The following is a 25,890-nucleotide window of genomic DNA, read 5'->3' on the forward strand; positions in this document are numbered from 1 at the left end:
TCGGTCCCATTTCCCGTCGTCGTGTCAGCCGGCCGAACGCCGGGCGCGTTCGAGCAGCCATTGCGCGCCCGCGCGATCGCCGCCGACGTCGAGCAGCGTCGCGAGATGCGTCAGCGCCTCGTGATGCGTAGGGCGCAGGTACAGCGCCTTCCGGTAGAAGTCGCTCGCTTCCGCGGCGCGGCCGCGCGCATCCGCGATCAGTCCGTTCAGGTAGAACGCGTCGGCATGCGGGCCGACGCGCGCCGAGAACTGCGCGAGCACGCGCTCGGCCTCGTCGAACGCGCCCGCGTTCGCCAGGGCCTGCGCATCCTCCAGCGTCGGCGCATCGTCGATCGTCGGCGCGATCCCGTCGTAGGCCGGGGCGGCCGCCACGGCGGTCGCCGCCGCCAGAGAGGCCCGCGCGTCGACTGCGGCAGCCTGCACGGCCGGCGCCGCCGCGAACGGCTGGCGCCCGTCGCCGAGCCAGCCCGGCGGCGCGACGGCCACCACCGGGCGCGGCGCGGCGAGCGGCGCGACCGTGAAGCGCTCCGCGCGCCGGTCCGGTGCCGCGGACAGCGGCACAACCGGCCGGGCCGCGCATGCATCGGCCGCCGCGCCCGCCGGCTCGCGATGAAACGCGAACGCCAGCGGCACGCGCGCCGAGCGCATCCCGTGCCGCATCGCGACGCCCGTCTCCGCCGGCCCGACGAACAGCATGCCGTCGTCGGCAAGACGCGCGTCGAGCGAGCGGATCACGCGATCCTGCGCATCGCGGTCGAAATAGATCAGCACGTTGCGGCAGAACACGAAGTCGTAGCGAATGCCGTTATCGGCGACCGGTTCGACGAGGTTCGCGTGACTGAACTGCACGCGCGCGCGCACGCGCTCGTCGAGCAGCCAGCCGTCGCGGGTCGGCGTGAAATACCGCGTACGGAACTCCATCGCGGTCCCGCGGAACGCATTGCGCCCGTAACAGCCGAGCCGCGCCTGTTCGATCGCGCGCGCGCTGAGGTCGATCGCGTCGATCGCGAAGCTCGCCGGCTCGAGCCCCGCATCCAGCAACGCCATCGCCGCCGAATACGGCTCCTCGCCCGTCGAGCACGGCGCGCTCAGCACGCGGATCACGCGGCCGGGCATCGCGGCGAGCCGTTCGGCGGCCTGCCGCGCGAGCGTCGCGAAGGCCTCGCGGTCGCGGAAGAACCACGTTTCCGGGACGACGAACAGCTCGATCAGCGCGCGCCGTTCGTCGGCCGACGCGTTGAGTTGCTGCCAGTACGCGTCGAGCGCTTCCGGCGTGACGGGCGGCCGCGCGGCCGACGGCACGCGCTCGCCGTCCGCCCGCAACGCATGCACGCGATCCGTCAGCGCCCGCATCAGGAAATCGTTGCCGAGCGAATCGGCGTCGATGCCGGTCTCGCGCAGCAACCAGTCGCGAAAGCGCGATTCGGACGCGTTCATGCGAACTCCTCCCCGTGGCCCGACAGGCCGTCGAACAGATACAGGCGTGCCACGTCGTCGATCAGGTCGGACACCGACAGTTGCTGCACGACGCCCTCGGGCGTGTTCGCGACCCGCCCGAGCCAGCGCGTGCGCGCGGTCGAGACGCCGCTGGCGCGGAATGCCGTGCGGTCGATCCGCATCGTCTGCGTCGCGCGCTCGACGATCAGGCCGATCGTGCGCTCGCCATCGGCGTGACCGGAGCGATGGCGGACCATCACGAGCCGCGTCGAGCGCAGCGCCTGCGCGCGCCGCCCGAGCGCCAGCATCGGCACGTCGATCACCGGCACCGGCTGGCCGCCGCGCATCAGCAGCCCGGCGATCCAGTCGGGCGCGCCGGGAACCGCCTTCATGACGGCGAGCGGCAGCACCTCGTCGATGCCGGCCGCGTCGAGCGCATAGCGCTCGCCGTCGAGCTCGAACATCAGGAACAGCGCGTGCGCGCCGTTCTGCGGATCGGCGCGCGTCACGCGTCGACCTTGAAGCGCGACACGCTGGTGCGCAACTGGTTCGCGACGAGCGTCAGGTCGTCGATCGCCTGCGACGACTGGCGCAGCGACTCGGCCGTCTGCTGCGCGGCTTCCGACAGTTGCGACAGCGCCTGCGTGATCTGCTCGGCGCCGTTCGCCTGCGTCTGCATCCCTTCGTTGACCATCTGGAAGCGCGGCGCGAGCGTCTGCACCTCGGCGATGATCTGCGACAGCTGGCCGCCCACCTGCTGCACGTCGAGCATCCCGCGGCGCACTTCCTCGGAGAACTTGTCCATCCCCATCACGCCCGCCGACACGGCCGACTGGATTTCCTTCACCGTCTGCTCGATGTCGTAGGTCGCGACGGCCGTCTGGTCGGCCAGGCGGCGGATCTCGGTCGCGACGACCGCGAAACCGCGGCCGTACTCGCCGGCCTTCTCGGCCTCGATCGCCGCGTTCAGCGACAGCAGGTTGGTCTGGTCGGCCACCTTGGTGATCGTCGCGACCACCTGGTTGATGTTCAGCGCCTTCTCGTTGAGGATCGCGAGCTTCGCGTTCACCGAGCCGGCCGCGTCCATCACGCTGCGCATCGTCTCGCCCATCCGCGTGAGCCCGCTCTGGCTCACGCCCGCGAGCGTCGCCGACTGCTCGGCCACGCCGGCCACCTCGTTCATCGTGCGCAGCAGGTCGCGCGACGTCGCGAAGATCTCGCGCGACGTCGCGCCGATCTCGGTCGTCGTCGCCGCGGTCTCGTTCGCGGTCGCCTGCTGCTCGCGCGACGTCGCCGCGATTTCGGCCACCGACGTCGTCACCTGCAGCGACGACTGCTGCGCGCGCGAAACCAGCTCGGTCAGCTCATCGGCCATCCGGTTGAAGCCGGTCTCGAGCGTGCCGAATTCGTCGCGGCGGCGCAGATCGAGGCGATGTGTCAGGTTGCCGGTGCGCATCACGTCGTGCACCTCGACGAGCCGCGCCATCGGCACGGTCACCGAGCGGTACAGCATGTAGCCGAGCCCGAGCGCGGACAGCAGCATGAACGCCAGCGCGGTCGCGAGCACGATCTCGGTGTCCTGCACGGATTCGCGGATCAGCTTCGCGGACTGCTCCGCGAACTTGCGGTTCTCCTGCACCAGCACGTTCGCGTTGCGCACGACCTCGGTCCATGCGGGCAGCGCTTTCGCGTACGCGGCGACCGCCTCGCCGTGCGATGCGCGGCTGTTCTGCACTGCTTCGTTCAGCAACGGCACGTAGTGATCGTACGCGCCGCGGAACGCCATGAAGCGCTGCCGGTCGTCGTCGCGAAACGTCGTGTTCTGGTAGTCCACCGACAGCGACTCGATCTCCTTCAGCGCGTCGGCGATCTTCGCGAGATCGCGCTGCGCGGCGTCGGGCTCGGTGTCGACGAAGATCCCGCGCTGCAGCAGCGTGAACGACTCGTTGACCGCGCCGCGCAGCGACGACGCAAGGTAGACGCCGGGCACCGAGTCGCGCTCGATGCTGACGGCTTCGGCGTTGATCGCGCGCAGTCGCTCGTACGACACGCCGGCGGTCACCAGCATCAGCACGAACAGCAGGCCGAAGCTGAGCAGGATGCGATTGCCGAGCGTCAGCCGGGCAGCGCCGATCGTCGGATGCAGGCTTTCATTGGTCGCGCGGGGCGTCAAGGTGGCCATGTTCGTTATGGGCTTTCTAAATTCAGCGTTGAAAAATCCGCGCCCGCCTGGCGCGCCGGTTGGCGCGCCACGAGCGCATCGGGGTCCCGCGGGCGGCGCGGCGCCGGCAGGCCGCGTCGCGACATCATCGCTCCGCTTGCGCCGGCAGCCGAAGTGCGACCATGAAGCCGCGCGCCGTATTGCGCATCAGGATCTGGCCGCGATGCCGCGCCGCCGTCGCGCGGACGAACGCGAGGCCGAGGCCGAAACCGCTGCGCGCCGCGCCGTGCGCGGATTCGAGCTGCACGAACGACTCGGTCGCGGCCGTGCGCTGCTCCGGCGCGATGCCGACGCCGGCATCCTCGACGCCGATCAGCCAGGCGTCGTCCTCGCCGGTCAGCGTGCAATGTACGTCCATCCCGGCCGGCCCATACTTCAGCCCGTTGTCGATCAGGTTCGCGACCGCGCGCGTCAGCATCATGCGGTCGCCCATCGTCACGCACTCGGTATCGGGCACGCACGCGCTCACCCGGCAGCCGAGCCCGGCAGCTTTCTCCCACAGCTGGTCGACGGCGTCGAGCACGATCTCGTTGAGACTCACGACCTCGTGCGCGCGGCGCTCGGACTGCGCGCGGGTCAGGTGGATGAAGCCGTCGGCGAGCGCGAGCGCGCGCCGTGCATGGCCGGCGATGCGCTCCATGATCGCCGGCATGTCGCCGTGTTCGGCCCGGTAGACGTCGAGCAGCGCGAGGATCGACGTCTGCGGCGAACGCATGTCGTGCGACAGGAAATCGAGCGCCTCGTCGCGCTGCCGCGACATCAGGTACGAATTCGAGTGATAGCGGATGCGTGCGGTCAGCTCCATCGCGTCGGGGAGCTTCACCAGATAGTCGTTCGCGCCGGCGATGAACGCCTCGCGCTTGACGATCGGCTCCTCCTTCGCGGACAGCACGATGATCGGCACGCGCGCGGTGCGGGGGTCCGCGCGCCAGGCACGCACGAGATCGAGGCCGTCGATCTCCGGCATCACGAGATCCTGCAGGATGACCGTCGGCTTCACGTCGCGCGCGACCGCCATCGCCCGGTGCGCGTCGGTGCACACGTGCAGGTCGATGTCATGCTCGCTGCGCAGCGCGCGGCGGATCACCTCGCCGACGAACGGCTGGTCGTCGACCAGCAGGACCGATAAGCCCGATTCGAGGCAATCCGAGGCATTATCACTGCTCGATTCTTTCATAAATACAGTTTCAAACGCCGAATCTCCAATCGATTCTTTCATGGGAGTTGTTTATCCGACTTGGACGCTATCTTATATTGGCAGTTGAAAAAACCGCCTGATTCCGCCGATTTGGCCTGTCGGCATTGCCTCGCGGGGCTTTGGACGCCGCTTTCTTCCCCGTCGACGACCACATTACCTCCGCATTCTTTCTCTCAATAAACATAACCGGCTGATTCTAAATGAAATTAGAACACAGCATCTATCTCCTTCCGGTTTAGTTTTGCCAAATATGCAGAAAGATACGGAATCAGATAAATCAGATCATTTCCGGATTCGAGGGACGATAACGTTTGCGAGACCGGCGCCATGAGGTTTGCATGCGCTGCAAGGGTGGCGGCGGGTCGTATCAGGGGCGTGTATTGGGGCCGGATTCGAAGAGCGGCAAACGGCAGCTGGGAGAAGAGAAATCGCGCGACGGACGCGCTCGACCCGCGCGTTTCAGGGCCGGCAGGACGCCGGCCCGTGGGCCCGCTTACCCGCGCGCGTGCTGCGCGGATACCTCCTGCAGGTCGAGGTCGCGTTCGAGCGTGTGCAGCATCTCGTCGTGGATGCGCCCCGACCGATGCAGGCGCAACAGTTCGGCACGCCCGGCCCGGATCGCGGCCAGCACCACGTCGTAGTGCGCCATGCGCACTTCCGCCGGATACGCGGGCTCGTTCTTCGACCGCTCGGTCAGCTCGGCGCGATACGTGTACTGCTCGAGCAGACGCGGATGGATCACGACGCCGTGCTCGTCGCGTACGAGCGGCTGGATCGCCGCGAGCTGCGCGGCCTCGACGTATGCCCACGTCTGCGGCTCGGTCAGATGGTGCGCGGCGCGCTCGTCGCGCTGCGGCAGGCGCAGCAGCCGGATCAGCGGCCCGATCGTGGTGCCCTGCAGCAGCACGGTCACGAGGATCACCGCGAACGACGCGACCAGGATCACGTCGCGGCCGGGCAGCGCCTCGGGCAGCGACAGTGCGATCGCCAGCGTCACCACGCCGCGCATCCCGGCCCAGCTCATGATCGTCGCGGCCTTCCAGTCGGGCGCGTCGCCGCGCCGCACGAGGCCACGCACCGGCCACTTCAGCGCCTCGACCGCGTAGATCCACACGAAGCGCGACAGGATCACCGCCGCCAGCACCGCGAGCACGGGCGGGACCATCGTGCCGAGCACCTGCTCGAAGCCGCCGAGCCGGTGGATCGCACCGCGCAGCGACAGCCCGATCAGCACGAACACCATCGCCTCGAGCAGGAACACGATGACCTGCCAGAACGCGGTGCCGCGCGTGCGCACGGCCGCCGAGAACACCTCGTGCTGATGCCAGCCGACGATCATGCCGGCCGTGACGGTCGCGATCACGCCCGACACCTCGACCATTTCGCCCGCGATGTACGCGATCCAGCCGGCGATCACCGCGACGGTGATCACGAGATAGTCGTCGTCGAGCAGCTTCAGGAACCACACGACGAGCTTGCCGACCACGAAGCCGACCACCACGCCGCCGAGCCCGAGTTCCGCGAAACGAACGACCGCATGCTCGACGCTGAACGCGCCGGTGAGCGCGGCCGCGACCGCGAAGCGGAACAGCACGAGGCCGGCCGCGTCGTTCAGCAGGCTCTCGCCTTCGAGCAATACCATCAACCGGCGCGGCAGCGCGACCCGTTCGAGCACGGCCTTCGCGGCGACCGCATCGGGCGGCGACACGATCGCGCCTAGCGCGAAGCATGCGGCCCACGGCAGCGCCGGCACCACCCAGTGCACGGCAAAGCCGACCGCGAATGTCGTGAACACGACCGCGCCGATCGCCAGCATCAGGATGCCGCCGACGTTGCGCTTGAACTCTTCCCACACGGAAAAGTACGCACCGTCCATCAGCAGCGGCGGCAGGAACACCAGCAGCACCAGCTCGGGATCGAGGTTGACCGGCGGCAGGCCGGGGATGAACGCGATGCCGATGCCGCCGATCAGCAGCGCGGCGGCGGGCGGCAGCCTCAACCGCTTCGCGATGCATTCGAGCGCGACGATCGCGAGGAATGACAATAGAACCAGCTTGAATGCCGAGACGGGGGACATGAATCGACCTCGTGAAGAATGAATTCGCGCGTTCCGGCGTCGTACCCCGGTCGGCAGTTTCGCGCGATTACATCACGACGCGACACCCGCAGTCGAGCCCGTTCCGGGCGGCCCGCCGCGCGGAACACGCGCGGCGCCGTGCCGCTGCGCGCGCCGTCATGAAAAAACGGCACGCGGGCCGGCCCGATCGCCCGCCCGCGTGCCGTCGCGGCGCCGCCCGGCCTGCCGCGCGTTACCGGCGCCGCACGACCATCAGCCGCGGCTCGGTCATGTCCTCGATCGCATAGCGGATGCCTTCGCGGCCGAGACCGGAATCCTTCACGCCGCCGTACGGCATGTTGTCGACGCGGAACGACGGCACGTCGTTGATCACGACGCCGCCGACTTCCAGCTCGTCCCATGCGCGGTGCGCATGCGCGAGCGAATCGGTGAACACGCCGGCCTGCAGCCCGAAGTCGCTGTCGTTGACGCGCGCGAGCGCGTCGTCGAAGCGGTCGAATTTCTCGAGGATCGCGACCGGGCCGAACGCCTCCTTACGGTACAGGTCCTGCTCGCGCCCGACGTTTTCCAGCAGCGTCGCCTCGAACATCGCGCCGTCGACCTTGCCGCCGGCGACGATCTTCGCGCCTGCCGCGACGGCCGCGTCCATCCAGCCCGACAGCCGGCGCGATTCGGATTCGGAGATCATCGGGCCGACGAACGTCGACGGATCCTTCGGATCGCCCATCTTCAGCGAACGCGTCTTCGCGATCAGCTTCTCGCGCAGCGCGTCGTACAGGTCGGCATGCACGAGGATCCGCTGCACGCCGATGCAGCTCTGGCCTGACTGGTAGTACGCGCCGAACGCGAGCCGCTCGACCACGTAGTCGAGCCGGTCGCGTTGATCCGCATCGACGATCGCCGCCGCGTTGCCGCCCAGTTCCAGCACGACTTTCTTCTTGCCGGCCTTCTCCTTCAGCGCCCAGCCGACGGCCGGCGAACCGGTGAACGACAGCAGCTTGAAGCGCTCGTCGGTCGTAAACAGGTCGGCGCCGTCGCGATGCGCGGGCAGCACCGAGAACGCGCCCTTCGGCAGGTCGGTTTCGGCGAGCACCTCGCCGATGATCAGCGCGCCGATCGGCGTGCGACTCGCGGGCTTCAGCACGAACGGACAGCCGGCCGCGAGCGCGGGCGCGACCTTGTGCGCGGCGAGGTTCAGCGGGAAGTTGAACGGCGAGATGAACGAGCACGGGCCGATCGGCACGCGCTTCGTGTAGCCCGTATAGCCCTGCGCACGCGCGGAGATCTCGAGGTTGACGATCTCGCCGTCGATGCGCACCGATTCCTCGGACGCGACACGGAACGTATCGATCAGCCGCGTGACTTCGCCCTTCGAATCGTTGATCGGCTTGCCGGCCTCGATGCACAGCGCCTCGGCCAGTTCGTCGAAACGTTCGCGAAAGCGCGCGACGCAATGATCGAGCACGGCCTGCCGCTTGTAGGCCGGCATCTCGCGCATCGGCTTCGTGGCGTCGACGGCCGCGGCGATCGCCGCATCGATCGCCTTCGCGTCGGCGAGCGCGACGCGCGTGGCGACCTTGCCGCTGAACTTGTCGGTCACCTCCAGATCGGTGTTCGCGTAGACGGCTTCGTTGGCGAGGTAGTACGGATAGGTTTCCTTCAACATGGAACGACTCCTTCCTGTGAACGGGCAATTCAGAGTTGCGCCGACAGGCGCTTGATCTCGCGATTCAGCACGCGCTCGTTGTCCGAGTAGTCGATCGGCACGTCGATCACGTGCACGCCCGGCGACGAGAAGCACTCGCGCAGCAGCGGCTCGAGATCGTCGGCCGACTCGACGCGGTGCCCGTGCGCGCCGTAGCTTTGCGCGTACGACACGAAATCGGGGTTTTGCAGCGTCATCGCGAAATCGGGGAAATTCATGTTCTCCTGCTTCCAGCGGATCATCCCGAACGCATCGTCGCGCAGGATCATCACGACGATGTCGAGCTTCAGCCGCACGGCCGTTTCGAGCTCCTGCGAATTCATCATGAAGCCGCCGTCGCCGCATACGGCGATCACCTTGCGCTGCGGATGCACGATCTTCGTCGCGATCGCCGACGGCAGGCCCGCGCCCATCGATGCGAGCGCGTTGTCGAGCAGCAGCGAGTTCGGCTCGTGCGCACGCCAGTAGCGCGCGAACCAGATCTTGTACATCCCGTTGTCGAGGCAGACGATGCCGTCCACCGGCAACGCGTTGTACAGGTCGTTGACGGTCCGCACCGGATACATCGGAAAACGCGGGTCGTGCTGCCCTTTCTGCAGATGCGCGTCGAAATGCTCCTTGATCATCCTGAAGCGCTCGAAATCCCAGTGCGATTGCGGCGTCACCGCTTCCTTCATCTGCCACACCGCGTTCGCGATGTCGCCGACCACCTCGATCTGCGGAAAATAGACGGGATCGACCTGCGCGCCGAGGAAGTTCACGTGGATCACGGTCTTGTCGTCGGTGCGCATGAAGAACGGCGGCTTTTCGATCACGTCGTGGCCGACGTTGATGATGCAATCCGCGTGCTCGATCGCGCGATGCACGAAGTCGCCGTCGGACAGCGTCGCGTTGCCGAGCCACAGCGGGTGCGTCTCGTCGATCACGCCCTTGCCCATCTGCGTCGTGAAGAACGGGATGCCCGTCTTGTCGACGAATTCGAGCAGCATCTTGCAGGTGGTCTTGCGATTGCCGCCCGCGCCGATCATCAACAGCGGATGGCGCGCGGCCTGGATCGCGTCGACCGCGTGCGCGACCGCCTTCTCCTCCGCCACCGGCCGCCGGCTGTAGCTGCGCGGGATCGGCTTGCCGTCGCCCTCCTCGTGCGCGATGTCTTCCGGCAGCTCGAGGTGCGCGGCGCCCGGCCGCTCTTCCTCCGCGCGGCGGAACGCCTCGCGCACCGCCGACGGGATGTTGCCGATCGACACGATCTGCCGCGTGAACTTCGTGAGCGGCTGCATCATGTCGACCACGTCGACGATCTGGAAGTGGCCCTGCTTGCTGGACTTGATCGGCTTCTGCCCGGTGATCATCAGCATCGGCATCCCGCCGAGCTGTGCATATGCGGCGGCCGTCACGAAGTTCGTCGCGCCCGGCCCGAGCGTCGCGAGACACACGCCGGTGCGGCCCGTGAGGCGGCCGTAGGTGGCGGCCATGAACCCGGCCGCCTGCTCGTGCCGGGTCAGCACGAGCTTGATCTTCGATCGCCGCAGCGATTCGAGCAGATCGAGGTTTTCTTCGCCTGGAATGCCGAACACGTACTCGACGCCTTCGGCTTCCAGCGCCTTCACGAACAGATCCGATGCTTTCATGGGGACTCTCGGTTATGCCGCCTGCCCGGCCTACGGACACGCGGCGTTCAGGACGCGCGCCGGCCTACGGCACGCGGACGCCTTACCTACTGGACACAGACCACGGCACTGCTCGCCGCGCAACACGCGATGCTCGAGGCGTGAGGCGTGGCGGCGCCCCCGGGATGCCGGAGGACGAACGGATTCGCCCGCGCGCGGCAAGCGCGCACGGGCGGCAAAGACGCTTTTGATTGTAGACGGATTCGCGGCATTCCGGCTTCGGCCGGATGGCCGGCTCCGGCCTCGCGACAGGATCGGCCTGACGGCCAATTCGACCTCGAACGACGCGCGCGGCGCTACCGTAGGCGCGACGATTCCATTCATCGAACATGTGAACCATGGTTGACATCATGCAATCCGTGCCTTACTGTGCGCCTACGTACAGCATCCGGACCACCGACGTCTTCGACGCCTGGTTTGCCGGCCTGCCCGATCGCCTCGCCAAGCGCCGCATCCAGGCGCGCATCGACCGCCTGTCGATGGGCAATACGGGCGACTGGAAATCCGCCGGCTCCCCCGTCGTCGAAATGCGTATCGACCACGGCCCCGGCTATCGCGTCTACTACGTGAGGCGCGGAACGATATGGGTCATCCTGCTCTGCGGCGGCGATAAATCGACGCAACGGGCCGACATACGCGCCGCGCATGCAATGCTCGCGCACCTCGACATGGAGTGATCGATGGACAAGATCAACACGCGGCCGTGGGATTCGGCCGAACACCTGAAAACCGAAGACGACATGGCCGAGTACTTCGACGCCTGCCTGCAGGAGGGCGGCGACGATCCGGCCTTCATCGCGCACGCGCTCGGCGTGATCGCCCGCGCTCGCGGCATGTCGCAGGTCGCACGCGATGCGGGCCTGTCGCGCGAAGGGCTGTACAAGGCGCTGTCGCACGACGGCAATCCGAGCTTCGGCACGATCCTGAAAGTCATCAAGGCGCTCGGCCTGCAATTGCACGGCGCGAAGGCGGCCGCATAATCCGGCGGCGCACCGCGTCGGGCCGCGGGCGCAACGCGCGTGCCCGCGTCAGTGCAGCCACCCGGCCGCCCAGCGCGGCGCGAGCGACACCAGATACAACCCGAGCCCGATCAGCCCGCCGACCAGCGTGCCGTTGATGCGGATGTATTGCAGATCCTTGCCGATGTTCAGCTCGATCTGTCGCGACATCTCGCGCGCATCCCAGTTGCGCACCGTGTCGCGAATGTGACGCATCAGGAAATCGGCGAAATCGGGCGCCATCTCGTGCACGGCCTTCTCGACGTGCTCGTTCAGCGACGCACGCAGCGCCGGGCTCTCCGCGAGCCGTGCGCCGAGCCAGCCACCGAGCGTCGCGGCTTGCCGGTGCAGCGCCGAATCGGGGCGCGCGAGATCGGCCTTCAGCCACGCGCGCAACTGGTCCCACAAATCGCGCACGTAGTCGTTGAACGCATCGCCATCGCGAATATAGCGCTTGATCTCCTCGCCCTTCTCGATGAACGCGGGGTCGTGCTTCAACCGCTCGGTCAGCCGCACGACCGTCCGATCGAAGCGTTGCCGCAGTTCGTGCTCGGGGTCGGCCGCGACGCCTTCGAGCACGCGGCTCACCGCGCTTGCGAGCATCCGCGCGCCGTTTTCGCCGAACCACTGCGTCGGCATGATCTTCTCGACCTTCGGGTATTGCGTCTTCAGCCATTCGACGATGAAGCCCGCGATCACCTCGCGGTTCTCTTCCTTGTCGAGCACGTCGACCACCTGTTCGATCGCGTCGTCGAGCAGCGCCTGGTGGCGGCCGTCCTTCGTCAGCGTGTCGAGGATCGCGCCGGCCGATTGCGACAGGTCGACCCGGTCGATCACCGCGCGGAACGCGTCGTGGACGAACGACTGGATCCGCGCGTCGTCGGTCATGTCGAGCGCGAAGCTCATCAGCTTCGTCACGTAGCCGCCGAGCGCGTCGGTGTTCGCCGGCTCGCCGAGCCACGCGCCGAGCTTCTGCGCGGGATCGTGCTGGCGGATCTGCGCGGCGAGCGCGTCGGGGCCGAGGAATTTCTCGCGCACGAATACCGCGAGGTTGTCGGCGATCTTGTCCTTGTTCTTCGGAATGATCTCGGTGTGGCGCGACACGAACGGGATCGGCACGCGACGGAACAGCGCGACGACCGCGAACCAGTCGGCGAGCGCACCGACCATCGCGGCTTCGGCGACCGCCTTGAAGCCGTCGACCCACGGGCCGCGCGGCAGCAGGATGGTGGTGACGAACACCGCGACGGCCGCCAGCAGCAGCCACAGCGCACGGCGTTTGCTTCGTTTCAGTTCGAGGGCTTTGTCTGGCGTCATGGAGGGCGGGGGGATCGGCGATGCCGTTAATATCCCCGATTTCGCCCCCACCGACAAACCCGTAGCCGGCGCGGGCACGCACGGCGCATGCGCGCCGCCCGCGCCGCGCTGCTACATGAACGTCTTCAGATTGACCGCCGGATCGGCCAGCTTCACCGGATCGGGCACCGCGCCTGCCGCGATCAACCGCCGCGACGCGCCGATGTCGCGCCCGAGGTTCGCCGCGGCCACCGCGACGATCCTGCCGTCATCGCCGAGTCCGAACACCGTAAACGGCCCGCTCGCCGGATCGCCGCGCACGACGATCGTGCGTTCGTCGCCGAACAGCCCGAGCATCTGCAGGTTGCAGTCGTACTGATCGGACCACAGCCACGGCAGCTCGGCATAGCGCTCGTCGGCGCCGAGCAGGTTCGCGGCCGCGACGGCCGGCTGGTTTTCGGCCACCTGCCACGATTCGATCCGCACATGCCGCCCGAGCAGCGGATTGAAGTGCATCGTCACCTCGCCCGCCGCGAAGATCGCCGCATCGGCCGTGCGGCAGCCCGCGTCGACGCGAATCCCGTTGTCGACGTCGAGCCCGGCCGCCTGCGCGAGCTCGACGTTGGGCACCACGCCGATGCCGACCACGACGATGTCGGCCGGCACGTCGCCGCGATCGGTCTCGACGATCGCGCCGCCGCCCGGCGCGCGGCGGATCGCGCGCGGCAGCGTCGCCGTCCGGAACGCCACGCGGCGCGCATCGTGCAATTGCCGCGCATACGCACCGACCACTTCCGGCAACGCGCGTTGCAGCAAGCGCGCAGCCGGGTCGATCACCGTCACGTCGCAGCCGAGCTGACGCGCCGCCGCCGCGACCTCGAGGCCAATGAAGCCGCCGCCGAGCACCGCCACGCGGCGCCCGGGCGCAAGCTGCGCACGCAATGCACGCGCATCGTCGACCGTGCGGACGTAGTGCACGGCGACACCTTCGTCGATCGCCCCGCCGAACGTGCGCACGCGCGAGCCCGTCGCGAGCACGAGCTTCGCGTACGGCAACGACGCACCGTCGTCGAGCCGCACGCGCTGCGCATCGCGCTCGATCGCGTCGACGCGCGTGCCGAGCCGCAACTCGATGCGCTGCGCGTCGTACCACGCGGCATCGCGGATGAACGCGCGCCGTTCGCCGCCGTCCGTCAGCAGCGCATCCTTCGACAACGCCGGCCGATCGTACGGCAGCTCGCGCTCCGCGCCGATCATCACGATGCGCGCATCGGCATCGCGCTCGCGCAGCGCCTCGGCCGTGCGCCGCGCCGCGTGGCCGGCGCCGACGATCACGAACGGGTCAGCCGACATTGACTTCCACCTGCCCGTCGACGATCCGGATCGGATAGGTCCGCACCGGCTCGGTGATCGGCGCGCATTTCGGCGCGCCGGTGCGAATGTCGATCAGCCCCTGGTGCAGCGGGCATTCGACGCAGCCGTCCTCCACATAGCCTTCGGACAAGCGCGCGTGACCGTGCGAACACAGGTCGTGCATCGCGAACAGTTCGTCGCCGATCCGGAACACGGCGATCGGCTTCTGGCCGGCGACGCGCGCCGCCGGTTCGTCCTCGGAGAATTCGTCGAAAGCGCCGAGCGGATGCCACTCGGCCAGCGTTGCTTCAGTCATGTCGGTTCCTTGCTTCGTCAGATCGGTCAGATCGGCGTCGCGAGCAGCGTCTGCACGCGCGACGTGTCGTAGATCACGCGCTTGGTCTTGTAGCGCAGCCCGTCCGGCGTACGCACGACCGTGTCGTAGTACTTGCCGGCCTGGTACACGTTCGATTCGCCGTTGCTGCGCGTCTGCACGACCACGTAGTTGCTCTCGGTATCGAACTCGCCGTCGCGTTCGGCGACGATCGTCAGGCCCGACGTCATGTGCCGGTACGTATGCTCTTCGTAGATGTTCGCGTGCCGCAGCGACACCACGCGGTCGCGCAGCATCCGCTGGTTCGTGCAGTGCACGATCCCGACCGGCAGCCCGAGATCGGCGTTCTCCTTCGGCACGATTTCGTACGTGCAATCCTCGGTGAACATCTCCGGCCAGTGCTCGAGCCGGTCGTTGTCGAGGTGCCCGATATAGCGGTTCTGGAGCATGTAAATCTCGAACCACGTCTTCATGTCTTCCGTCATTTTTTGCTCCCGCGTCAATAGCCCATCAGCTTCTGGTAGCCGACCCAGAACTTGCGGATCAGGCTCTCGGTGATCACCGTGTCCTGCTGGTCAGGATTGCCGCGCGACATCTCGATCACCGATGTCGCATCCGCATCGCGCACGGTGCCGCGCTGCACGAGCTCGGTCGCTTCGGTGTCCTCCATCGAGATGTAGCCGGCCGGCCCGACCAGGTTCGCCTGCTTGATGCGCAGCGCGCGCAGCTCGGGCGTGTCGTCCGCGTAGCCGAAGAAGTGGAAGATCAGCTCGAAGTTGTCGGGGCCCTTCGGCAGGATCTGCCGCGCGACCAGCGTATTGTGGATCTGCTGGATCACGAGTTGCGGGAAGATCGGCTGGATATGGTTCGTGCAGTCCTCGTCGTATTCCGACACGAGATCGAGGATCGATTCGTCTTCCAGATGGAAGCCCTCGTCGAACGAGCGAATGTTCTGCTGCTTGTACGCGGCCGACGTGTCGTCGCCCGTCTTCGTCACCGTGATGATGCTGTGCAGCCCGTGGTTCGCGTCCGGAATCGAGCGCGCCTTCATCCCGACGCGGAAAATGTTGAAGGTCGTATGGAACAGGTGCAGCATGCTCGCGTGATACGGGTCCTTCACGTTCTCCATGTACAGCTTCCAGTTCGACTTCGAATACTGGCGCGTGCAGCCGAGATACTCGATCGGCTTGTGGAAGATCCGGTCGATCCACGGGCGCATCTGCTCGCCGAGATACTCGGGCAGCGGCGCGACTTCATCGCTGAAGGTCGCGAACACGAGCCCGCGATAGCTGTCGACGCGCAGCTTGCGCAGCCCGTGCTGCTTCGGATCGAAATCGGCGGGCATCCCGGTCATTCCCTTCTGGCCGCGCCGGAACGGCACGCCGAGCAGGTTGCCCTCGTTGTCGAAGCTCCACTGGTGATACACGCACGTGTGCGAGCTCGCGTTGCCGCGAGACTTGCGGCACACCTGCGCGCCGCGGTGCGCGCAGCGGTTCACCCACGCGGACAGCGCGCCGTCCTCGGTGCGCGTGACGACCACCGGCGTGTCGCCGACGAACGTGCTCTTGAAGTCGCCGGCGTTCGGGATTTCGGCTTCGAGCGCGACGAAGTTCCACGTCGGCCCGCGGAAGATGCGTTCCTGCTCGCGATCGTAGACCGCACGCGAGCTGAACACCTTGTACGGCACGCGCGAGCCGTCGTCGTGCGGGAAAGTCACGTCGGATGCGTCGCCGCGCGCGGCGAAAACGACGGGCGATTCTGTCTGCTCCATGTCGGACTCCTTGTCGATCCGTTGCGTTGAATGCATGGAGCCGATTTTTGAAAAGCTAATATTTGGCGTCTATCCGGAAAGTGCGATTGCGGCGGCGCAATATCCACTTTCGGCGGATTTCTGCGCTAGCATGACGGCACACGCGACCCGGCGCGCGATCGCGACCCATTCGTGGGATCGAAGCGCGCATCGTCCATACCAAGGCTGAGGCCCATGTCCCCAACGTCGTTCGAGCCGCTCGCGCTGCGCGCGCACCGGCTGTTCGAATCCCGCGATCTCGACGAGACGCGCGAGCGGATCTCGCGCGTGATGCAGCCGCACGCGCTGCTGCCGAGCGGCCGCGTGCAAGGCGCGTCGCACATGGATTTCGTCAGGCTGGGCGGCCTCGGGATCGGCACGATCGCGTTCGGCGACGCGATGCGCGTGCAGGTCGACGCCGTCGACGGCTATTACCTGCTGATGTTCTGCCTGTCCGGCCAGGCCGAAGTGCGCGCGATGGGGCGGCAGCTTGGCGTCGACGGGCAGACCGGCGTGCTGTGCGCGCCCGGAGAGCGCTTCGACGCGGTGCTGTCGGCCGATTGCGAGCAGTTCGTGCTGCGCATCGACGCGACGACCGTCGGCGCGCTGACCGGCGACCCGCGCGCGACGCTCGACCCGGTGCTGCACGTCAGCGACGCCGCGCTCGCCGCGTGGCGCCAGCAGCTGATGCTCGTCGCGCGGTCGCCCGAGCTGCTCGAACGCGCGAACGCGAACCCGCGTGTCGCGTCGCAGCTCGAGCATCTGCTGATCGACCTGCTGATCGAAGGCCATCCGCCGTCCGCGCTGCAGGCGTCGCACCGCGACCCGGCGCCGGGCTTCGTGCGGCGCGCACAGGAATTCGTCGATGCGCACTATGCGCAGCCGCTGCAGCTCGCCGATATCGTCCAGGCCGCCAACGTGCCCGAACGGACGCTGCGCGACGCGTTCCTGCAGTTCCGCGGGATGAGCCCGATGCAATACCTGCGTGCGACGCGGCTCGCGCACGCGCGGGAACTGCTGCGCGGCGCGGCATCCGACCGGCGAATCGCCGATATCGCGCTGGACTGCGGGTTTACCCACCTCGGACGGTTCGCGATCGCGTATCGGGAAAGGTTCGGCGAGTCGCCGTCGGAAACGCTCGGCGCGACGCGCTGAACGCACGCCCGGGCGTATCCGGGTGGACGCGTTCGCGGCGGCTGCGCGAGCGGTTGCCGGTTACGTGGCGGGCGCGCACGATGACCGGCGGGCCGACGATCACTCCGTTACAGCACGGCGCTGACGGCTGCGGTGGCCCGAGCAGCGTGAACGGCATCAGCCGCTTTTTGCCACTCGTGCTTATGCCGGCGCCGTTTACGCCGTATCCGCGGCGCCCGCGGACGGCAATGGCGGACCATCCAGTCGCGACGACGCGCAGGCCAGCGCGCGTTCGACCTGTTCGAACATCGCCCGCGTGGCCGGACTATGCGGGCACGCGCGCAGCAACAATTCCAGCCATTTCAGCCGCCGCGCGAGCATCGGCACGACCATCGTGCGCACGATCAGCCGCTGATCCGCGTCCGACGGATCGAAACGCGCGCACGTGTCGACGAGCGCGTCGAGCGTCAGTACTGCCTGAGTCGGGTTGGTCATGAGTGTGAGAGGCAACTCCACCGCCCGCATCGCCGCAGACGGATCGTGTACGTGAACGGCGAACGCGCGCGCCGGCGTATCTGGCGCACCGGCATGCGCGTCGCCACAGGGGCGAGCCGCGTGGCGTTCAAAACGCGTGCCATTCGGCGGCCGCGCCCCCTGCCGCGGCCGCTACCGGCACGCTCGGCGGCCGCGCTGCCGACGGAGACTGCGCCCGCGCCGTCGGCGCGACCGCCGGCGCGGCAGGCCCGTCCGGGAAGGCTCCCGCCAGCCTGAACGCCGACATCGCCGCCTGCAAATGGCCGGCCTGCTCTTCGAGAGAATGCGCGGCGGCGGCGGCCTGCTCGACGAGCGCCGCGTTCTGCTGCGTCACGCCTTCCATCTGCCCGATCGCCACGTTGACCTGCTCGATTCCCTGACTCTGTTCTCGCGACGCGGCCGCGATTTCGGCGACGATGTCGGACACCTGCTTGATCGCCTGCTTCACGTGCCCCATCGTCGCGCCCACGTCCGTGGCCTGCTGCGCGCTGTCGCGGATCATCGACACCGACGCGCCGATCAGCTCCTTGATTTCCTTCGCCGCCGCCGCCGAACGCTGCGCGAGGTTGCGCACTTCGCTCGCGACCACCGCGAAGCCGCGCCCCTGCTCGCCCGCGCGCGCCGCCTCCACGGCCGCATTGAGCGCGAGAATGTTGGTCTGGAACGCGATCCCCTCGATGACGCCCGTGATGTCGGACACCCGGCTGGAGCGGTCGCTGATCTGCCCGATCGTCGCGACCATGTGCTGCACGGCGTCGTGGCCGGCGTCCGCGATGCCCGTCGCACGCGTCGCGAGCGTATTCGCCTGCTGCGCGTTGTCGGCGTTCTGCTTCACGGTCTCCGTCAGTTGCGTCATGCTCGACGCGGTCTCCTCGAGCGACGCGGCCTGCTCCTCCGTGCGAGCCGACAGATCCGCATTGCCGCTCGCGATCTGGTGCGACGCGATCGCGACCGACTCCGCGCTGCGCTTGATGCCGCGCACCGTCGTGCCGAGCTGCCGGTCCATCGTCGCCAGCGCGCCGAGCAATTGGCCGAATTCGTCGTGCAAATCGACGTCGATGCGGTTGTCCAGCGTGCCGCCCGCGATTTCATCGGCCACGCGCACGGCTTGGCCGAGCGGCGTCGAAATGTGTCGCAGCAGGTGCATGGACGCCCACACCGCGATCAGCACGCCGGCGCCGATCAAGCCGATCGCGATCCACAGAATGATCCCGAACGTCGACTCGCTGTCGTCGACGAACGACTTCGCCTGCTCGGCGTTCAGTGCGATGTCGTCTTCGAGCACCTGCCTGAGTTCGCCCGAGGCCGGCAGCAGCCGGTCGATGGCCGCGCTGATCGCATCGGGGCTCGAGCCGCTCATCGCCGCGACGACGTCGTTGACGCCCGCCCTGAAGCGCGGCAGCACACCGTGGATGCGCTCGGCGATCGCGCGCTCCTTGTCGCTCGTGATCGATTCCGCGTAATAACGGTTCCAGAGCGTATCGAGGCGGCTTTGCTCGGCACGAATTTCGTCGACGCCGCTTCGCGTGCGTACCGGGTCGCGCTCCGCCTGGATCCGGCGCATCCGAAGCTGCATCCCGAGCGAGATGGCGCGAATTTCGGTCAATTCGCAGATCGGCAATGTATTGCCCTGATACGCGCGATGCAGATTCGAATTCAGTCGGGACAAACCGAATACGCCAAACACGCCGATCGCGACCATTAATGCGACACACGACGCAAGGGTGAGAAAAATCCTGAACTTTATGCTTTTTGCAAATCGACTCATTTTCACGCTCCTCCGGCTTTCCAGGTCGATGCGGAATGGCAAGCGCCGTTCCATGACCGGGGTTTACGGAAGGAAAACGAGTCGATTTAGGCATCTCGATCCGAAATAATCAAAATCGAAAACGGCAAGAATCCGGATATCCACCGCACTTTTATCGATCGATATCTCATTAATAAATCCCTATATATTTGAGCCCTCCTTTATCTCATTAATAAACTATCTCATTAATGGAGCTGGCACGATTCGGTCGACGATATGAGGTCGCAGCAACGTGCCGCATTTCCATCCGAGGACGTATCGCAGATAGACCGTTAGTTGCATGGAAAGGCCGAAGCGGCGTCCCGCTACGCCGGCGGCACGATCATCTCGCGCGCGATCGCGCAGAACGCGGCCGTCGCGGCGCTTTCGCCATGCAGCCGGCGGCTCATGATGATCGGCGACGTCGCGCCCGGCTCCGGCAGCCGCCGATAGACGACGCCCTTCACGCGCACGCCCTCCACGCTCTCCGGCACCAGCGACACGCCCACCTGCGCCGCGACGAGCCCGAGCGCCGTCTGCAGCTCGCGCACCTCGTGCACGGCAGCCGGCACGACCGCGCCGTCGCGCAGCGCCGACAACTGCTGATCGGCGAAGCTCGGCCGCGGCGTGCTGGGGTAGACGATCATCGTCTCGTTCGCGAGATCCGCGAGCGTCAGCGGCCGGGCCGGATCGGCGAGCCGATGCCCGACCGGCAGCGCCGCGATCAGCTTTTCCTCGATCAGCGCCTCGCGTACCAGTTGGTCGTCGTCGAAGCGCAGGCGGCCGAACCCCACGTCGATCCGCCCACCCTTCAGCGCGCCGAGCTGTTCGAGCGTGAACATTTCGATCAGCGACAGCTCGACGTCCGGCTGCGCCTCGCGAAACGCGCGGATCACGTCCGGCAGCGCGCCGTACAGCGTGGACGGCACGAAGCCGATCACGATCCGCTCCGACAGTTGCGCGAGCCGTCGCGTCAACGGCCCCAGTTCGTCGGCCTGGTCGACCAGACGCTTGGCTTGCGCATAGAACACGCGCCCGGCATCGGTCAGTTTCAGCGGCCGCGCGCCGCGCTCGAACAGCGGCAATCCGATCTCCTCCTCGATCGCCTGGAGCTGGCGGCTGAGCGGCGGCTGCGTCATGTGCAGCCGCTCCGCGGCCCGCGTGATGTTCATTTCCTCGGCGACGGCGATGAAGTAACGGAGCTGGCGCAATTCCATTTCATGCCTCAAAGGTATGGAAGTAGTCGGAAAGAGTGTTGGACGGCGCGGGGCGGGCATTCCTACCATGTGCACCAACAGGAGGAATCGCATGATAGCAACTGCCGCCACCATCGCACGCATCGAGACGTTGCTGGTCGACGTGCCGACGATCCGGCCCCACAAATTGTCGGTCGCCACGATGAATTGCCAGACGCTCGTGCTGGTCCGAATTCGATGCACGGACGGTATCGAAGGCGTCGGCGAGGCGACGACCATCGGCGGTCTCGCCTATGGCGAGGAGAGCCCCGAGAGCATCAAGGTCAATATCGACACCTACTTCGCGCCGCTGCTGCAGGGCATGGACGCGACGCGTCCGGGCGCGGCGATGGCGCGGGCGCGCAAGCTGTTCCAGGGCAACCGTTTCGCGAAGTGCGCGATCGAGACCGCGCTGTTCGACGCGCAGGCGCGGCGTCTCGGCGTGCCGCTGTCCGAACTGTTCGGCGGGCGCCGGAGCGATGCGGTCGATGTCGCGTGGACGCTCGCGAGCGGCGATACCCAACGCGACATCGCGGAAGCCGAAGCGATGCTCGACGCCCGCCGCCATCGCGCGTTCAAGCTGAAGATCGGCGCGAACGCGGTCGCCGACGACGTGGCCCACGTGGTCGCGATCAAGCGCGCGCTCGGCGAACGCGGCGACGTGCGGGTCGACGTGAACCAGGCATGGAGCGAGACCGATGCGATCTGGGCCGGCGCGCGGCTGGCCGACGCCGGCGTGAGCCTCGTCGAGCAGCCGATCGCCGCGACCAACCGGGCGGGGCTGAAACGCCTCACGCAGCTCGCGCAGGTGCCGATCATGGCCGACGAAGCGCTGCACGGCCCCGTCGATGCGTTCGCGCTCGCGCAGGATCGCGCGGCCAACGTGTTCGCGGTGAAGATCGCGCAATCGGGCGGCCTGCAGGGCGCGGCGAGCGTCGCGTCGATCGCGGCGGCGGCCGGCATCGAACTGTACGGCGGCACGATGCTCGAAGGCGCGGCCGGCACGATCGCGTCCGCGCAACTGTTCAGCACGTTCGACTCGCTGAAATGGGGCACCGAACTGTTCGGCCCGCTGCTGCTCACCGAGGAGATCCTCGTCGAGCCGCTGCGCTACCAGGATTTCAAGCTGCATCTGCCGGCAACGCCCGGCCTCGGCATCACCTTCGACTGGGCCCGCATCGAACGGATGCGACGCGACGCCCGCTGATCCCCACACGACACCCGAAACCGGAGACACAGATGAACAAGCAAGCCATCGACGCCCTGCTGAAGACCTTCGACGACGCCGCCGAGAAGCCCGGCAACCCGCGCGTGCGCGCGATCGTCAACCGGATCGTGAAGGACATCTGCTACACGATCGAGGACTTCGACGTGCAGCCGAGCGAGTTCTGGACCGCGCTCAACTTCCTGAACGAAGCCGGCCGCGAATTCGGGCTGATCGCCGCGGGCCTCGGCCTCGAGCGCTTCCTCGACGTACGGATGGACGAAGCCGAGGCGAAGGCCGGCATCCAGGGCGGCACGCCGCGTACGATCGAAGGGCCGCTGTATGTCGCCGGCGCGCCGGAATCGGTCGGCCACGCGCGTCTCGACGACGGCACCGATCCGGGCCAGACGCTGATCATGCGCGGCCGGGTGCTGGGCCAGGACGGCGCGCCGCTCGCGAACGCGCTGGTCGAGGTGTGGCACGCGAATCATCTGGGCAATTACTCGTACTTCGACGCGTCGCAGCCCGCGTTCAACCTGCGCCGCTCGATCCGCACGGATGCCGAAGGCCGCTACAGCTTCCGCAGCGTGCTGCCGGTCGGCTACAGCGTGCCGCCGGGCAGCAAGACCGAGCAGTTGCTCGACCAGCTCGGCCGCCACGGCCATCGTCCGGCGCATATTCACTTCTTCGTTTCCGCGGACGGTTATCGTAAGCTGACGACGCAGATCAACATCGATGGCGATCCGCATCTGTGGGACGACTTCGCGTTCGCAACGCGCGACGGGCTGATCCCGCCGGTGCGGCAGGCGGAAGGCGCGGAAGGCAAGCCGTACGGCATCGACGGGCAGTTCGCGCTGATCGACTTCGACTTCTCGCTGCTCAAGGACAAGCAGGACGTGCCGGGCAGCGAAGTCGAACGGGCCCGCGCGCAGGCGTGAGCGCCCTTCCCGTTCGACGAATCGACAACGCAAGGAGTGCAGGATGCTGTTTCATGTGGAAATGACCGTTCGCCTGCCGGCGGACATGGATCCGGTCAAGGCGGCCACGCTGAAGGCGGAAGAGAAGGCGATGTGCCAGCGGCTGATGAACGAAGGAACGTGGCGTCATCTGTGGCGAATCGCCGGGCAGTATGCGAACGTCAGCATCTTCGACGTCGAAAGCGTGCAGCAGCTGCATGACGTGCTGAGCCAGTTGCCGCTGTTTCCGTATATGGAGATGGAGGTGCGGGCGCTGTGCCGGCATCCGTCCTCGGTGCGGGAAGACGATCGGTAAGCGACGATGCATCGCGGCCGTGACCCACGGTCGTGCGATGCCATGAGATGCACGCCCCGGACGGCCGGCGATGTCACGCAGGCCGCCCGGGGTTTTTGCATTTGCATTTGGCGGCGGCTATCCGTGTCGCCCTGCATCAGGGTGCGTAGGAACCGTCAGGCGACCAGATGCACGGCAAACCCCGCCTTCCCCGGCGCGATGTCCTCCTTCAACGTCAGCGCCGGGATCTCGTAATCGCCCGCGTTCTGCCGGCGGAACGGAATCGGCGGCATGGTCCACAAATCGTCGAGACGCCGGCCGAGCGCCGTGCACGTTTCGTCGAAACGCGCGGCGTTCATCTTGCCCGTCCGGTAGATCACGAATGGCGGCAACACGTCGAACCCCGGGTAATACAGCACGCCGTGCTGGATCGGGAACAGCAAGTCGTCGATCGGCCCGTTGATGCCGCGCGGGCCGTAGTGCGATTCCCACCCGCCCGTGGTGACGACGATCATCGCCCGCTTGCCGGCCAGCGAACCTTCGCCGTAGCGATCGCCCCAGTGCGTATCGGAATGCTCGCCGACGCCATAAGCAAAACCGTACGCGTACACGCGCTCGACCCAGCCCTTCATGATCGCCGGCATCGAAAACCACCACAGCGGAAACTGCAGGATCACCGCGTCGGCCCACTTCAGCTTGTCCTGCTCGCGTGCGATGTCTTCGCTCTGCGTACCTTCCGCAAACGCGCGCTTCGAATCGAGCACGGGATCGAAGTGTGCGCCGGGCGCATGATCGACCACATCGTTCGCATCGAACGCCGCCTTCCAGTTCATCGCATACAGGTCGCTCACCTGCACCGCGTGGCCGGCCGCTTCGAGATGCGCGACCGCAAAATCGCGTAACGCGCCGTTCAGCGAACGCGGTTCAGGATGGGCATACACGATCAGCACATTCATGTCGTCACTCCGTGGATTGAATGACTGCAGGATGCCGCCTTCGAAGGTATATTTGAAATGAATTCCTGATATTCCAGGTATAACCATGAATAATCTCAGAAGGCTTGATCTGAACCTGCTCGTCACGCTGGACGTCCTGCTCGCGGAGCACAACGTCACGCGCGCGGCCGAGAAGCTGAACATGTCGCAGCCGTCGGTCAGCGTGCAGTTGCAGAAACTGCGCGACGTGTTCGGCGATCCGCTGCTGCTGCCGGGGCCGCGCGGGATGCGGCCGACGGCGCGCGCGGAAGCGCTGCGCGAACCGTTGCGCGATGCGCTCGAAGCGGTCGAGCGCGCGGTGATCCCGGCCACGCCGTTCGATCCCGCGACCGCGACGAACACGTGGCGCGTGGCCGCGACCGACTACGGCGAATCGACGATCGTGCTGCCCGCGCTGCGCACGCTGCGTTCCACCGCGCCCGGCACGCGGCTGGCCGTCCTCGAGCTCATGCCGCCGCGTATCGAGCAGGATGCCGAACGAAACGGCATCGACCTGGCCTTCCACATGACCGAAGCGTCGCCGCCCGGCATGCGGCGCCTGCCGCTGTTCGTCGAGCGTTACGTGCTGATCGGCCGCGCCGGTCACCCGAAGCTGAAGCGGCGCCCCACGCTCGCGCAATTCGGCACGCTCGAGCACGTGATCGTGTCGCCCGACGGCGGCGGCTTCTTCGGCGTGACCGACGAAGTACTCGCGAAGGTCGGCGCCACGCGGCGCGTCGTGCTGTCGGTGCCGCACTTCCTGTTCGTGATGTCGGCCGTCGCGAGCACCGATCTCGTCGCGATGCTGCCCGAACGGCTGGTGCGCGACGTGCCCGCGCTGCGCGTGGTGGACGCGCCGGTCGAGGTGCCCGGCTATGAAATGTCGATGCTGTGGCACGAGCGCGTGCATCGCGATCCGGCGCATCGATGGCTGCGGGAGACGATCGCGGCGGCGGTGTAAGTTGCCCGCCCGATCGCGGCGATTCGTCCGCGCCGAGCGCCGACGCACGAAATCCTTTATTCGGGACTTGAAACCGCCGCGAACACTGTATATATTTACAGTGCTTTTGCACCATTTGACCCGAATTCCGTCATCCACAGACGAACGGACTTTTGTGAGGCGACCATGTTCCAGGCTTCCGCATTCGATCCCGAGCAACCCGGCTTCAATCCCGTCCACTTCGAGCGCGCCGCGCAGCGGGCGGTCGTCGATCTGCAGCGTGTCGTCGGCGGCCCCGCGCAGCGGGCGCTCGGCCTGCGCCGCCGCACGCATCCGGCAGCCGTCCGCACGATGAGCTGGCAGGCGCTGCTGAACGTCGAAGAGCTGGCGTTCTCGAATCCCGGGTTCCTGAACCGCAACGATCCAACCGTCGTCGACGCGTTCATCCGGCTGCGCGACAGCCGGCTGGTCGCCACGGACGTCGAGGAGCCGGTCGACTGGCAGCGTGACGACGACGACCTGCCGGCCGTCTATCTGATCGTCAAGGCGATGCTCGAGGCGGAACAGGAAGAACGGGCCGAAGCGGCCTGAGCCGCGCCGGTCGATCGCGATCACGGTCTGCCGGGCTCGCGCCGTCACGTTGCATGGTGGCGCGAGCGGCGCTGCGGCTGGTTATGGTTCCGCACCCGCGAATCGGCGCATCAGACGGCGAGCCGCGAACCGTCGCGTAGCCGTTGCGCGTTGCGCAACGACG

The 25,890-nt window shown here is 67.2% G+C and carries 24 protein-coding genes; 8 read left to right on the forward strand and 16 right to left on the reverse strand.

Translation table 11 applies throughout. The features are described 5' to 3' along the window. Positions 1-24: 24 nt before the first annotated feature. The 7 genes from A9Z05_RS13935 to A9Z05_RS13965 all read right to left on the reverse strand — a co-directional run bounded on the left by A9Z05_RS13935 (position 25) and on the right by A9Z05_RS13965 (position 10,269). Entirely contained in the window at positions 25-1,437 is a 1,413-nt protein-coding gene (locus A9Z05_RS13935) for a protein-glutamate O-methyltransferase CheR (RefSeq protein ID WP_069618580.1), read from the reverse strand. Beyond that, entirely contained in the window at positions 1,434-1,946 is a 513-nt protein-coding gene (locus tag A9Z05_RS13940) for a chemotaxis protein CheW (RefSeq protein WP_069618581.1), read from the reverse strand. Before A9Z05_RS13940 ends, A9Z05_RS13935 begins: the two co-directional genes overlap by 4 nt. Then, positions 1,943-3,619: a methyl-accepting chemotaxis protein gene (locus A9Z05_RS13945; protein ID WP_069618582.1), complete on the reverse strand. Its 1,677-nt coding sequence runs from the start codon at positions 3,617-3,619 to the stop codon at positions 1,943-1,945. Before A9Z05_RS13945 ends, A9Z05_RS13940 begins: the two co-directional genes overlap by 4 nt. Before the next feature lie 124 nt (positions 3,620-3,743). Beyond that, on the reverse strand, positions 3,744-4,877 hold the full coding sequence (locus tag A9Z05_RS13950) for a hybrid sensor histidine kinase/response regulator (RefSeq protein WP_069618583.1): 1,134 nt from the start codon (positions 4,875-4,877) through the stop codon (positions 3,744-3,746). Positions 4,878-5,349: 472 nt separating this feature from the next. Then, positions 5,350-6,933 carry a Na+/H+ antiporter gene (locus A9Z05_RS13955; RefSeq protein WP_069618584.1) on the reverse strand — a complete coding sequence of 528 codons (1,584 nt, stop codon included), beginning with the start codon at positions 6,931-6,933 and terminating at the stop codon, positions 5,350-5,352. 232 nt (positions 6,934-7,165) lie between these two features. Continuing rightward, complete coding sequence (locus tag A9Z05_RS13960; RefSeq protein WP_069618585.1) at positions 7,166-8,599, reverse strand: aldehyde dehydrogenase family protein; 1,434 nt, start codon at positions 8,597-8,599, stop codon at positions 7,166-7,168. A 29-nt stretch (positions 8,600-8,628) separates the two neighbouring features. Further along, on the reverse strand, positions 8,629-10,269 hold the full coding sequence (locus tag A9Z05_RS13965) for an acetolactate synthase large subunit (protein WP_069618586.1): 1,641 nt from the start codon (positions 10,267-10,269) through the stop codon (positions 8,629-8,631). A 377-nt stretch (positions 10,270-10,646) separates the two neighbouring features. On the opposite strand from A9Z05_RS13965, the gene A9Z05_RS13970 reads away from it, so the two are divergent. Then, a complete protein-coding gene (locus A9Z05_RS13970; protein WP_069618587.1) occupies positions 10,647-10,985 on the forward strand; it encodes a type II toxin-antitoxin system RelE/ParE family toxin in 339 nt (112 codons plus the stop codon). Positions 10,986-10,988: 3 nt separating this feature from the next. Further along, entirely contained in the window at positions 10,989-11,288 is a 300-nt protein-coding gene (locus A9Z05_RS13975; RefSeq protein WP_050017389.1) for an addiction module antidote protein, read from the forward strand. Positions 11,289-11,336: 48 nt separating this feature from the next. Here the strand turns inward: A9Z05_RS13975 and A9Z05_RS13980 are convergent, their stop codons facing one another. The 5 genes from A9Z05_RS13980 to andAc all read right to left on the reverse strand — a co-directional run bounded on the left by A9Z05_RS13980 (position 11,337) and on the right by andAc (position 16,060). Further along, positions 11,337-12,623 (reverse strand): DUF445 domain-containing protein, encoded by a 1,287-nt coding sequence (locus A9Z05_RS13980; RefSeq protein WP_069618588.1) that lies wholly within the window; start codon positions 12,621-12,623, stop codon positions 11,337-11,339. 111 nt (positions 12,624-12,734) lie between these two features. Next, positions 12,735-13,955 carry an anthranilate 1,2-dioxygenase system ferredoxin--NAD(+) reductase gene (gene andAa, locus A9Z05_RS13985; RefSeq protein ID WP_069618589.1) on the reverse strand — a complete coding sequence of 407 codons (1,221 nt, stop codon included), beginning with the start codon at positions 13,953-13,955 and terminating at the stop codon, positions 12,735-12,737. Beyond that, positions 13,945-14,271 carry an anthranilate 1,2-dioxygenase ferredoxin subunit AndAb gene (gene andAb / locus A9Z05_RS13990; protein WP_039344765.1) on the reverse strand — a complete coding sequence of 109 codons (327 nt, stop codon included), beginning with the start codon at positions 14,269-14,271 and terminating at the stop codon, positions 13,945-13,947. The genes andAa and andAb overlap by 11 nt, the downstream gene beginning before the upstream one ends. A 26-nt stretch (positions 14,272-14,297) precedes the next feature. Beyond that, the gene (andAd, locus tag A9Z05_RS13995; protein WP_006479528.1) at positions 14,298-14,774 is read right to left on the reverse strand and encodes an anthranilate 1,2-dioxygenase small subunit AndAd; all 477 of its coding nucleotides are present in this window, start codon (positions 14,772-14,774) and stop codon (positions 14,298-14,300) included. Positions 14,775-14,788: 14 nt separating this feature from the next. Continuing rightward, a complete protein-coding gene (andAc, locus tag A9Z05_RS14000) occupies positions 14,789-16,060 on the reverse strand; it encodes an anthranilate 1,2-dioxygenase large subunit AndAc (RefSeq protein ID WP_069618590.1) in 1,272 nt (423 codons plus the stop codon). A gap of 213 nt (positions 16,061-16,273) precedes the next feature. Between andAc and andR the strand changes: the two genes are divergently transcribed. Then, on the forward strand, positions 16,274-17,233 hold the full coding sequence (andR, locus tag A9Z05_RS14005; RefSeq protein WP_069618591.1) for an anthranilate 1,2-dioxygenase regulatory protein AndR: 960 nt from the start codon (positions 16,274-16,276) through the stop codon (positions 17,231-17,233). A 195-nt stretch (positions 17,234-17,428) separates the two neighbouring features. Here the strand turns inward: andR and A9Z05_RS14010 are convergent, their stop codons facing one another. The 3 genes from A9Z05_RS14010 to A9Z05_RS14020 all read right to left on the reverse strand — a co-directional run bounded on the left by A9Z05_RS14010 (position 17,429) and on the right by A9Z05_RS14020 (position 20,749). Next, complete coding sequence (locus tag A9Z05_RS14010; RefSeq protein WP_069618592.1) at positions 17,429-17,707, reverse strand: hypothetical protein; 279 nt, start codon at positions 17,705-17,707, stop codon at positions 17,429-17,431. A gap of 127 nt (positions 17,708-17,834) precedes the next feature. Next, positions 17,835-19,514: a methyl-accepting chemotaxis protein gene (locus A9Z05_RS14015; RefSeq protein ID WP_069618593.1), complete on the reverse strand. Its 1,680-nt coding sequence runs from the start codon at positions 19,512-19,514 to the stop codon at positions 17,835-17,837. 344 nt (positions 19,515-19,858) lie between these two features. After that, positions 19,859-20,749: a LysR family transcriptional regulator gene (locus tag A9Z05_RS14020; protein ID WP_069618594.1), complete on the reverse strand. Its 891-nt coding sequence runs from the start codon at positions 20,747-20,749 to the stop codon at positions 19,859-19,861. Positions 20,750-20,840: 91 nt separating this feature from the next. On the opposite strand from A9Z05_RS14020, the gene A9Z05_RS14025 reads away from it, so the two are divergent. The 3 genes from A9Z05_RS14025 to catC are packed head-to-tail and all read left to right on the forward strand — an operon-like array spanning position 20,841 to position 23,243. Then, positions 20,841-21,974: a muconate/chloromuconate family cycloisomerase gene (locus A9Z05_RS14025; protein ID WP_069618595.1), complete on the forward strand. Its 1,134-nt coding sequence runs from the start codon at positions 20,841-20,843 to the stop codon at positions 21,972-21,974. A 32-nt stretch (positions 21,975-22,006) separates the two neighbouring features. Continuing rightward, positions 22,007-22,909, forward strand: a complete 903-nt coding sequence (gene catA / locus A9Z05_RS14030; protein ID WP_069618596.1) for a catechol 1,2-dioxygenase — start codon at positions 22,007-22,009, stop codon at positions 22,907-22,909. A gap of 43 nt (positions 22,910-22,952) precedes the next feature. Then, positions 22,953-23,243 carry a muconolactone Delta-isomerase gene (gene catC, locus A9Z05_RS14035; protein WP_050017398.1) on the forward strand — a complete coding sequence of 97 codons (291 nt, stop codon included), beginning with the start codon at positions 22,953-22,955 and terminating at the stop codon, positions 23,241-23,243. Positions 23,244-23,398: 155 nt separating this feature from the next. Here catC and A9Z05_RS14040 read toward each other — a convergent pair whose 3' ends face one another. Next, a complete protein-coding gene (locus A9Z05_RS14040; RefSeq protein ID WP_069618597.1) occupies positions 23,399-24,178 on the reverse strand; it encodes an NAD(P)H-dependent oxidoreductase in 780 nt (259 codons plus the stop codon). Positions 24,179-24,263: 85 nt separating this feature from the next. Here A9Z05_RS14040 and A9Z05_RS14045 point away from each other — a divergent pair, with 85 nt between their 5' ends. Together A9Z05_RS14045 and A9Z05_RS14050 are read left to right on the forward strand one after the other, a co-directional pair. Continuing rightward, positions 24,264-25,157 (forward strand): LysR family transcriptional regulator, encoded by an 894-nt coding sequence (locus tag A9Z05_RS14045; RefSeq protein WP_069618598.1) that lies wholly within the window; start codon positions 24,264-24,266, stop codon positions 25,155-25,157. A 165-nt stretch (positions 25,158-25,322) separates the two neighbouring features. Continuing rightward, positions 25,323-25,727: a DUF2471 family protein gene (locus A9Z05_RS14050; RefSeq protein WP_069618599.1), complete on the forward strand. Its 405-nt coding sequence runs from the start codon at positions 25,323-25,325 to the stop codon at positions 25,725-25,727. The last annotated feature ends 163 nt before the right edge of the window (positions 25,728-25,890 follow it).

The sequence above is a fragment of the Burkholderia sp. A2 genome (genome assembly GCF_001729305.1).
Taxonomy (GTDB): domain Bacteria; phylum Pseudomonadota; class Gammaproteobacteria; order Burkholderiales; family Burkholderiaceae; genus Burkholderia; species Burkholderia sola.

Coding starts and splice junctions, on each gene's coding strand:
- A9Z05_RS13935 (WP_069618580.1), bottom strand. CDS start 1,437: ATGAACGCGTCCGAATCGCGCTTTCGCGACTGGTTGCTGCGCGAGACC.
- A9Z05_RS13945 (WP_069618582.1), bottom strand. CDS start 3,619: ATGGCCACCTTGACGCCCCGCGCGACCAATGAAAGCCTGCATCCGACG.
- A9Z05_RS13950 (WP_069618583.1), bottom strand. CDS start 4,877: ATGAAAGAATCGATTGGAGATTCGGCGTTTGAAACTGTATTTATGAAA.
- A9Z05_RS13955 (WP_069618584.1), bottom strand. CDS start 6,933: ATGTCCCCCGTCTCGGCATTCAAGCTGGTTCTATTGTCATTCCTCGCG.
- A9Z05_RS13960 (WP_069618585.1), bottom strand. CDS start 8,599: ATGTTGAAGGAAACCTATCCGTACTACCTCGCCAACGAAGCCGTCTAC.
- A9Z05_RS13965 (WP_069618586.1), bottom strand. CDS start 10,269: ATGAAAGCATCGGATCTGTTCGTGAAGGCGCTGGAAGCCGAAGGCGTC.
- A9Z05_RS13970 (WP_069618587.1), top strand. CDS start 10,647: ATGGTTGACATCATGCAATCCGTGCCTTACTGTGCGCCTACGTACAGC.
- A9Z05_RS13975 (WP_050017389.1), top strand. CDS start 10,989: ATGGACAAGATCAACACGCGGCCGTGGGATTCGGCCGAACACCTGAAA.
- A9Z05_RS13980 (WP_069618588.1), bottom strand. CDS start 12,623: ATGACGCCAGACAAAGCCCTCGAACTGAAACGAAGCAAACGCCGTGCG.
- andAa (WP_069618589.1), bottom strand. CDS start 13,955: ATGTCGGCTGACCCGTTCGTGATCGTCGGCGCCGGCCACGCGGCGCGG.
- andAb (WP_039344765.1), bottom strand. CDS start 14,271: ATGACTGAAGCAACGCTGGCCGAGTGGCATCCGCTCGGCGCTTTCGAC.
- andAd (WP_006479528.1), bottom strand. CDS start 14,774: ATGACGGAAGACATGAAGACGTGGTTCGAGATTTACATGCTCCAGAAC.
- andAc (WP_069618590.1), bottom strand. CDS start 16,060: ATGGAGCAGACAGAATCGCCCGTCGTTTTCGCCGCGCGCGGCGACGCA.
- andR (WP_069618591.1), top strand. CDS start 16,274: ATGTCCCCAACGTCGTTCGAGCCGCTCGCGCTGCGCGCGCACCGGCTG.
- A9Z05_RS14010 (WP_069618592.1), bottom strand. CDS start 17,707: ATGACCAACCCGACTCAGGCAGTACTGACGCTCGACGCGCTCGTCGAC.
- A9Z05_RS14015 (WP_069618593.1), bottom strand. CDS start 19,514: ATGAGTCGATTTGCAAAAAGCATAAAGTTCAGGATTTTTCTCACCCTT.
- A9Z05_RS14020 (WP_069618594.1), bottom strand. CDS start 20,749: ATGGAATTGCGCCAGCTCCGTTACTTCATCGCCGTCGCCGAGGAAATG.
- A9Z05_RS14025 (WP_069618595.1), top strand. CDS start 20,841: ATGATAGCAACTGCCGCCACCATCGCACGCATCGAGACGTTGCTGGTC.
- catA (WP_069618596.1), top strand. CDS start 22,007: ATGAACAAGCAAGCCATCGACGCCCTGCTGAAGACCTTCGACGACGCC.
- catC (WP_050017398.1), top strand. CDS start 22,953: ATGCTGTTTCATGTGGAAATGACCGTTCGCCTGCCGGCGGACATGGAT.
- A9Z05_RS14040 (WP_069618597.1), bottom strand. CDS start 24,178: ATGAATGTGCTGATCGTGTATGCCCATCCTGAACCGCGTTCGCTGAAC.
- A9Z05_RS14045 (WP_069618598.1), top strand. CDS start 24,264: ATGAATAATCTCAGAAGGCTTGATCTGAACCTGCTCGTCACGCTGGAC.
- A9Z05_RS14050 (WP_069618599.1), top strand. CDS start 25,323: ATGTTCCAGGCTTCCGCATTCGATCCCGAGCAACCCGGCTTCAATCCC.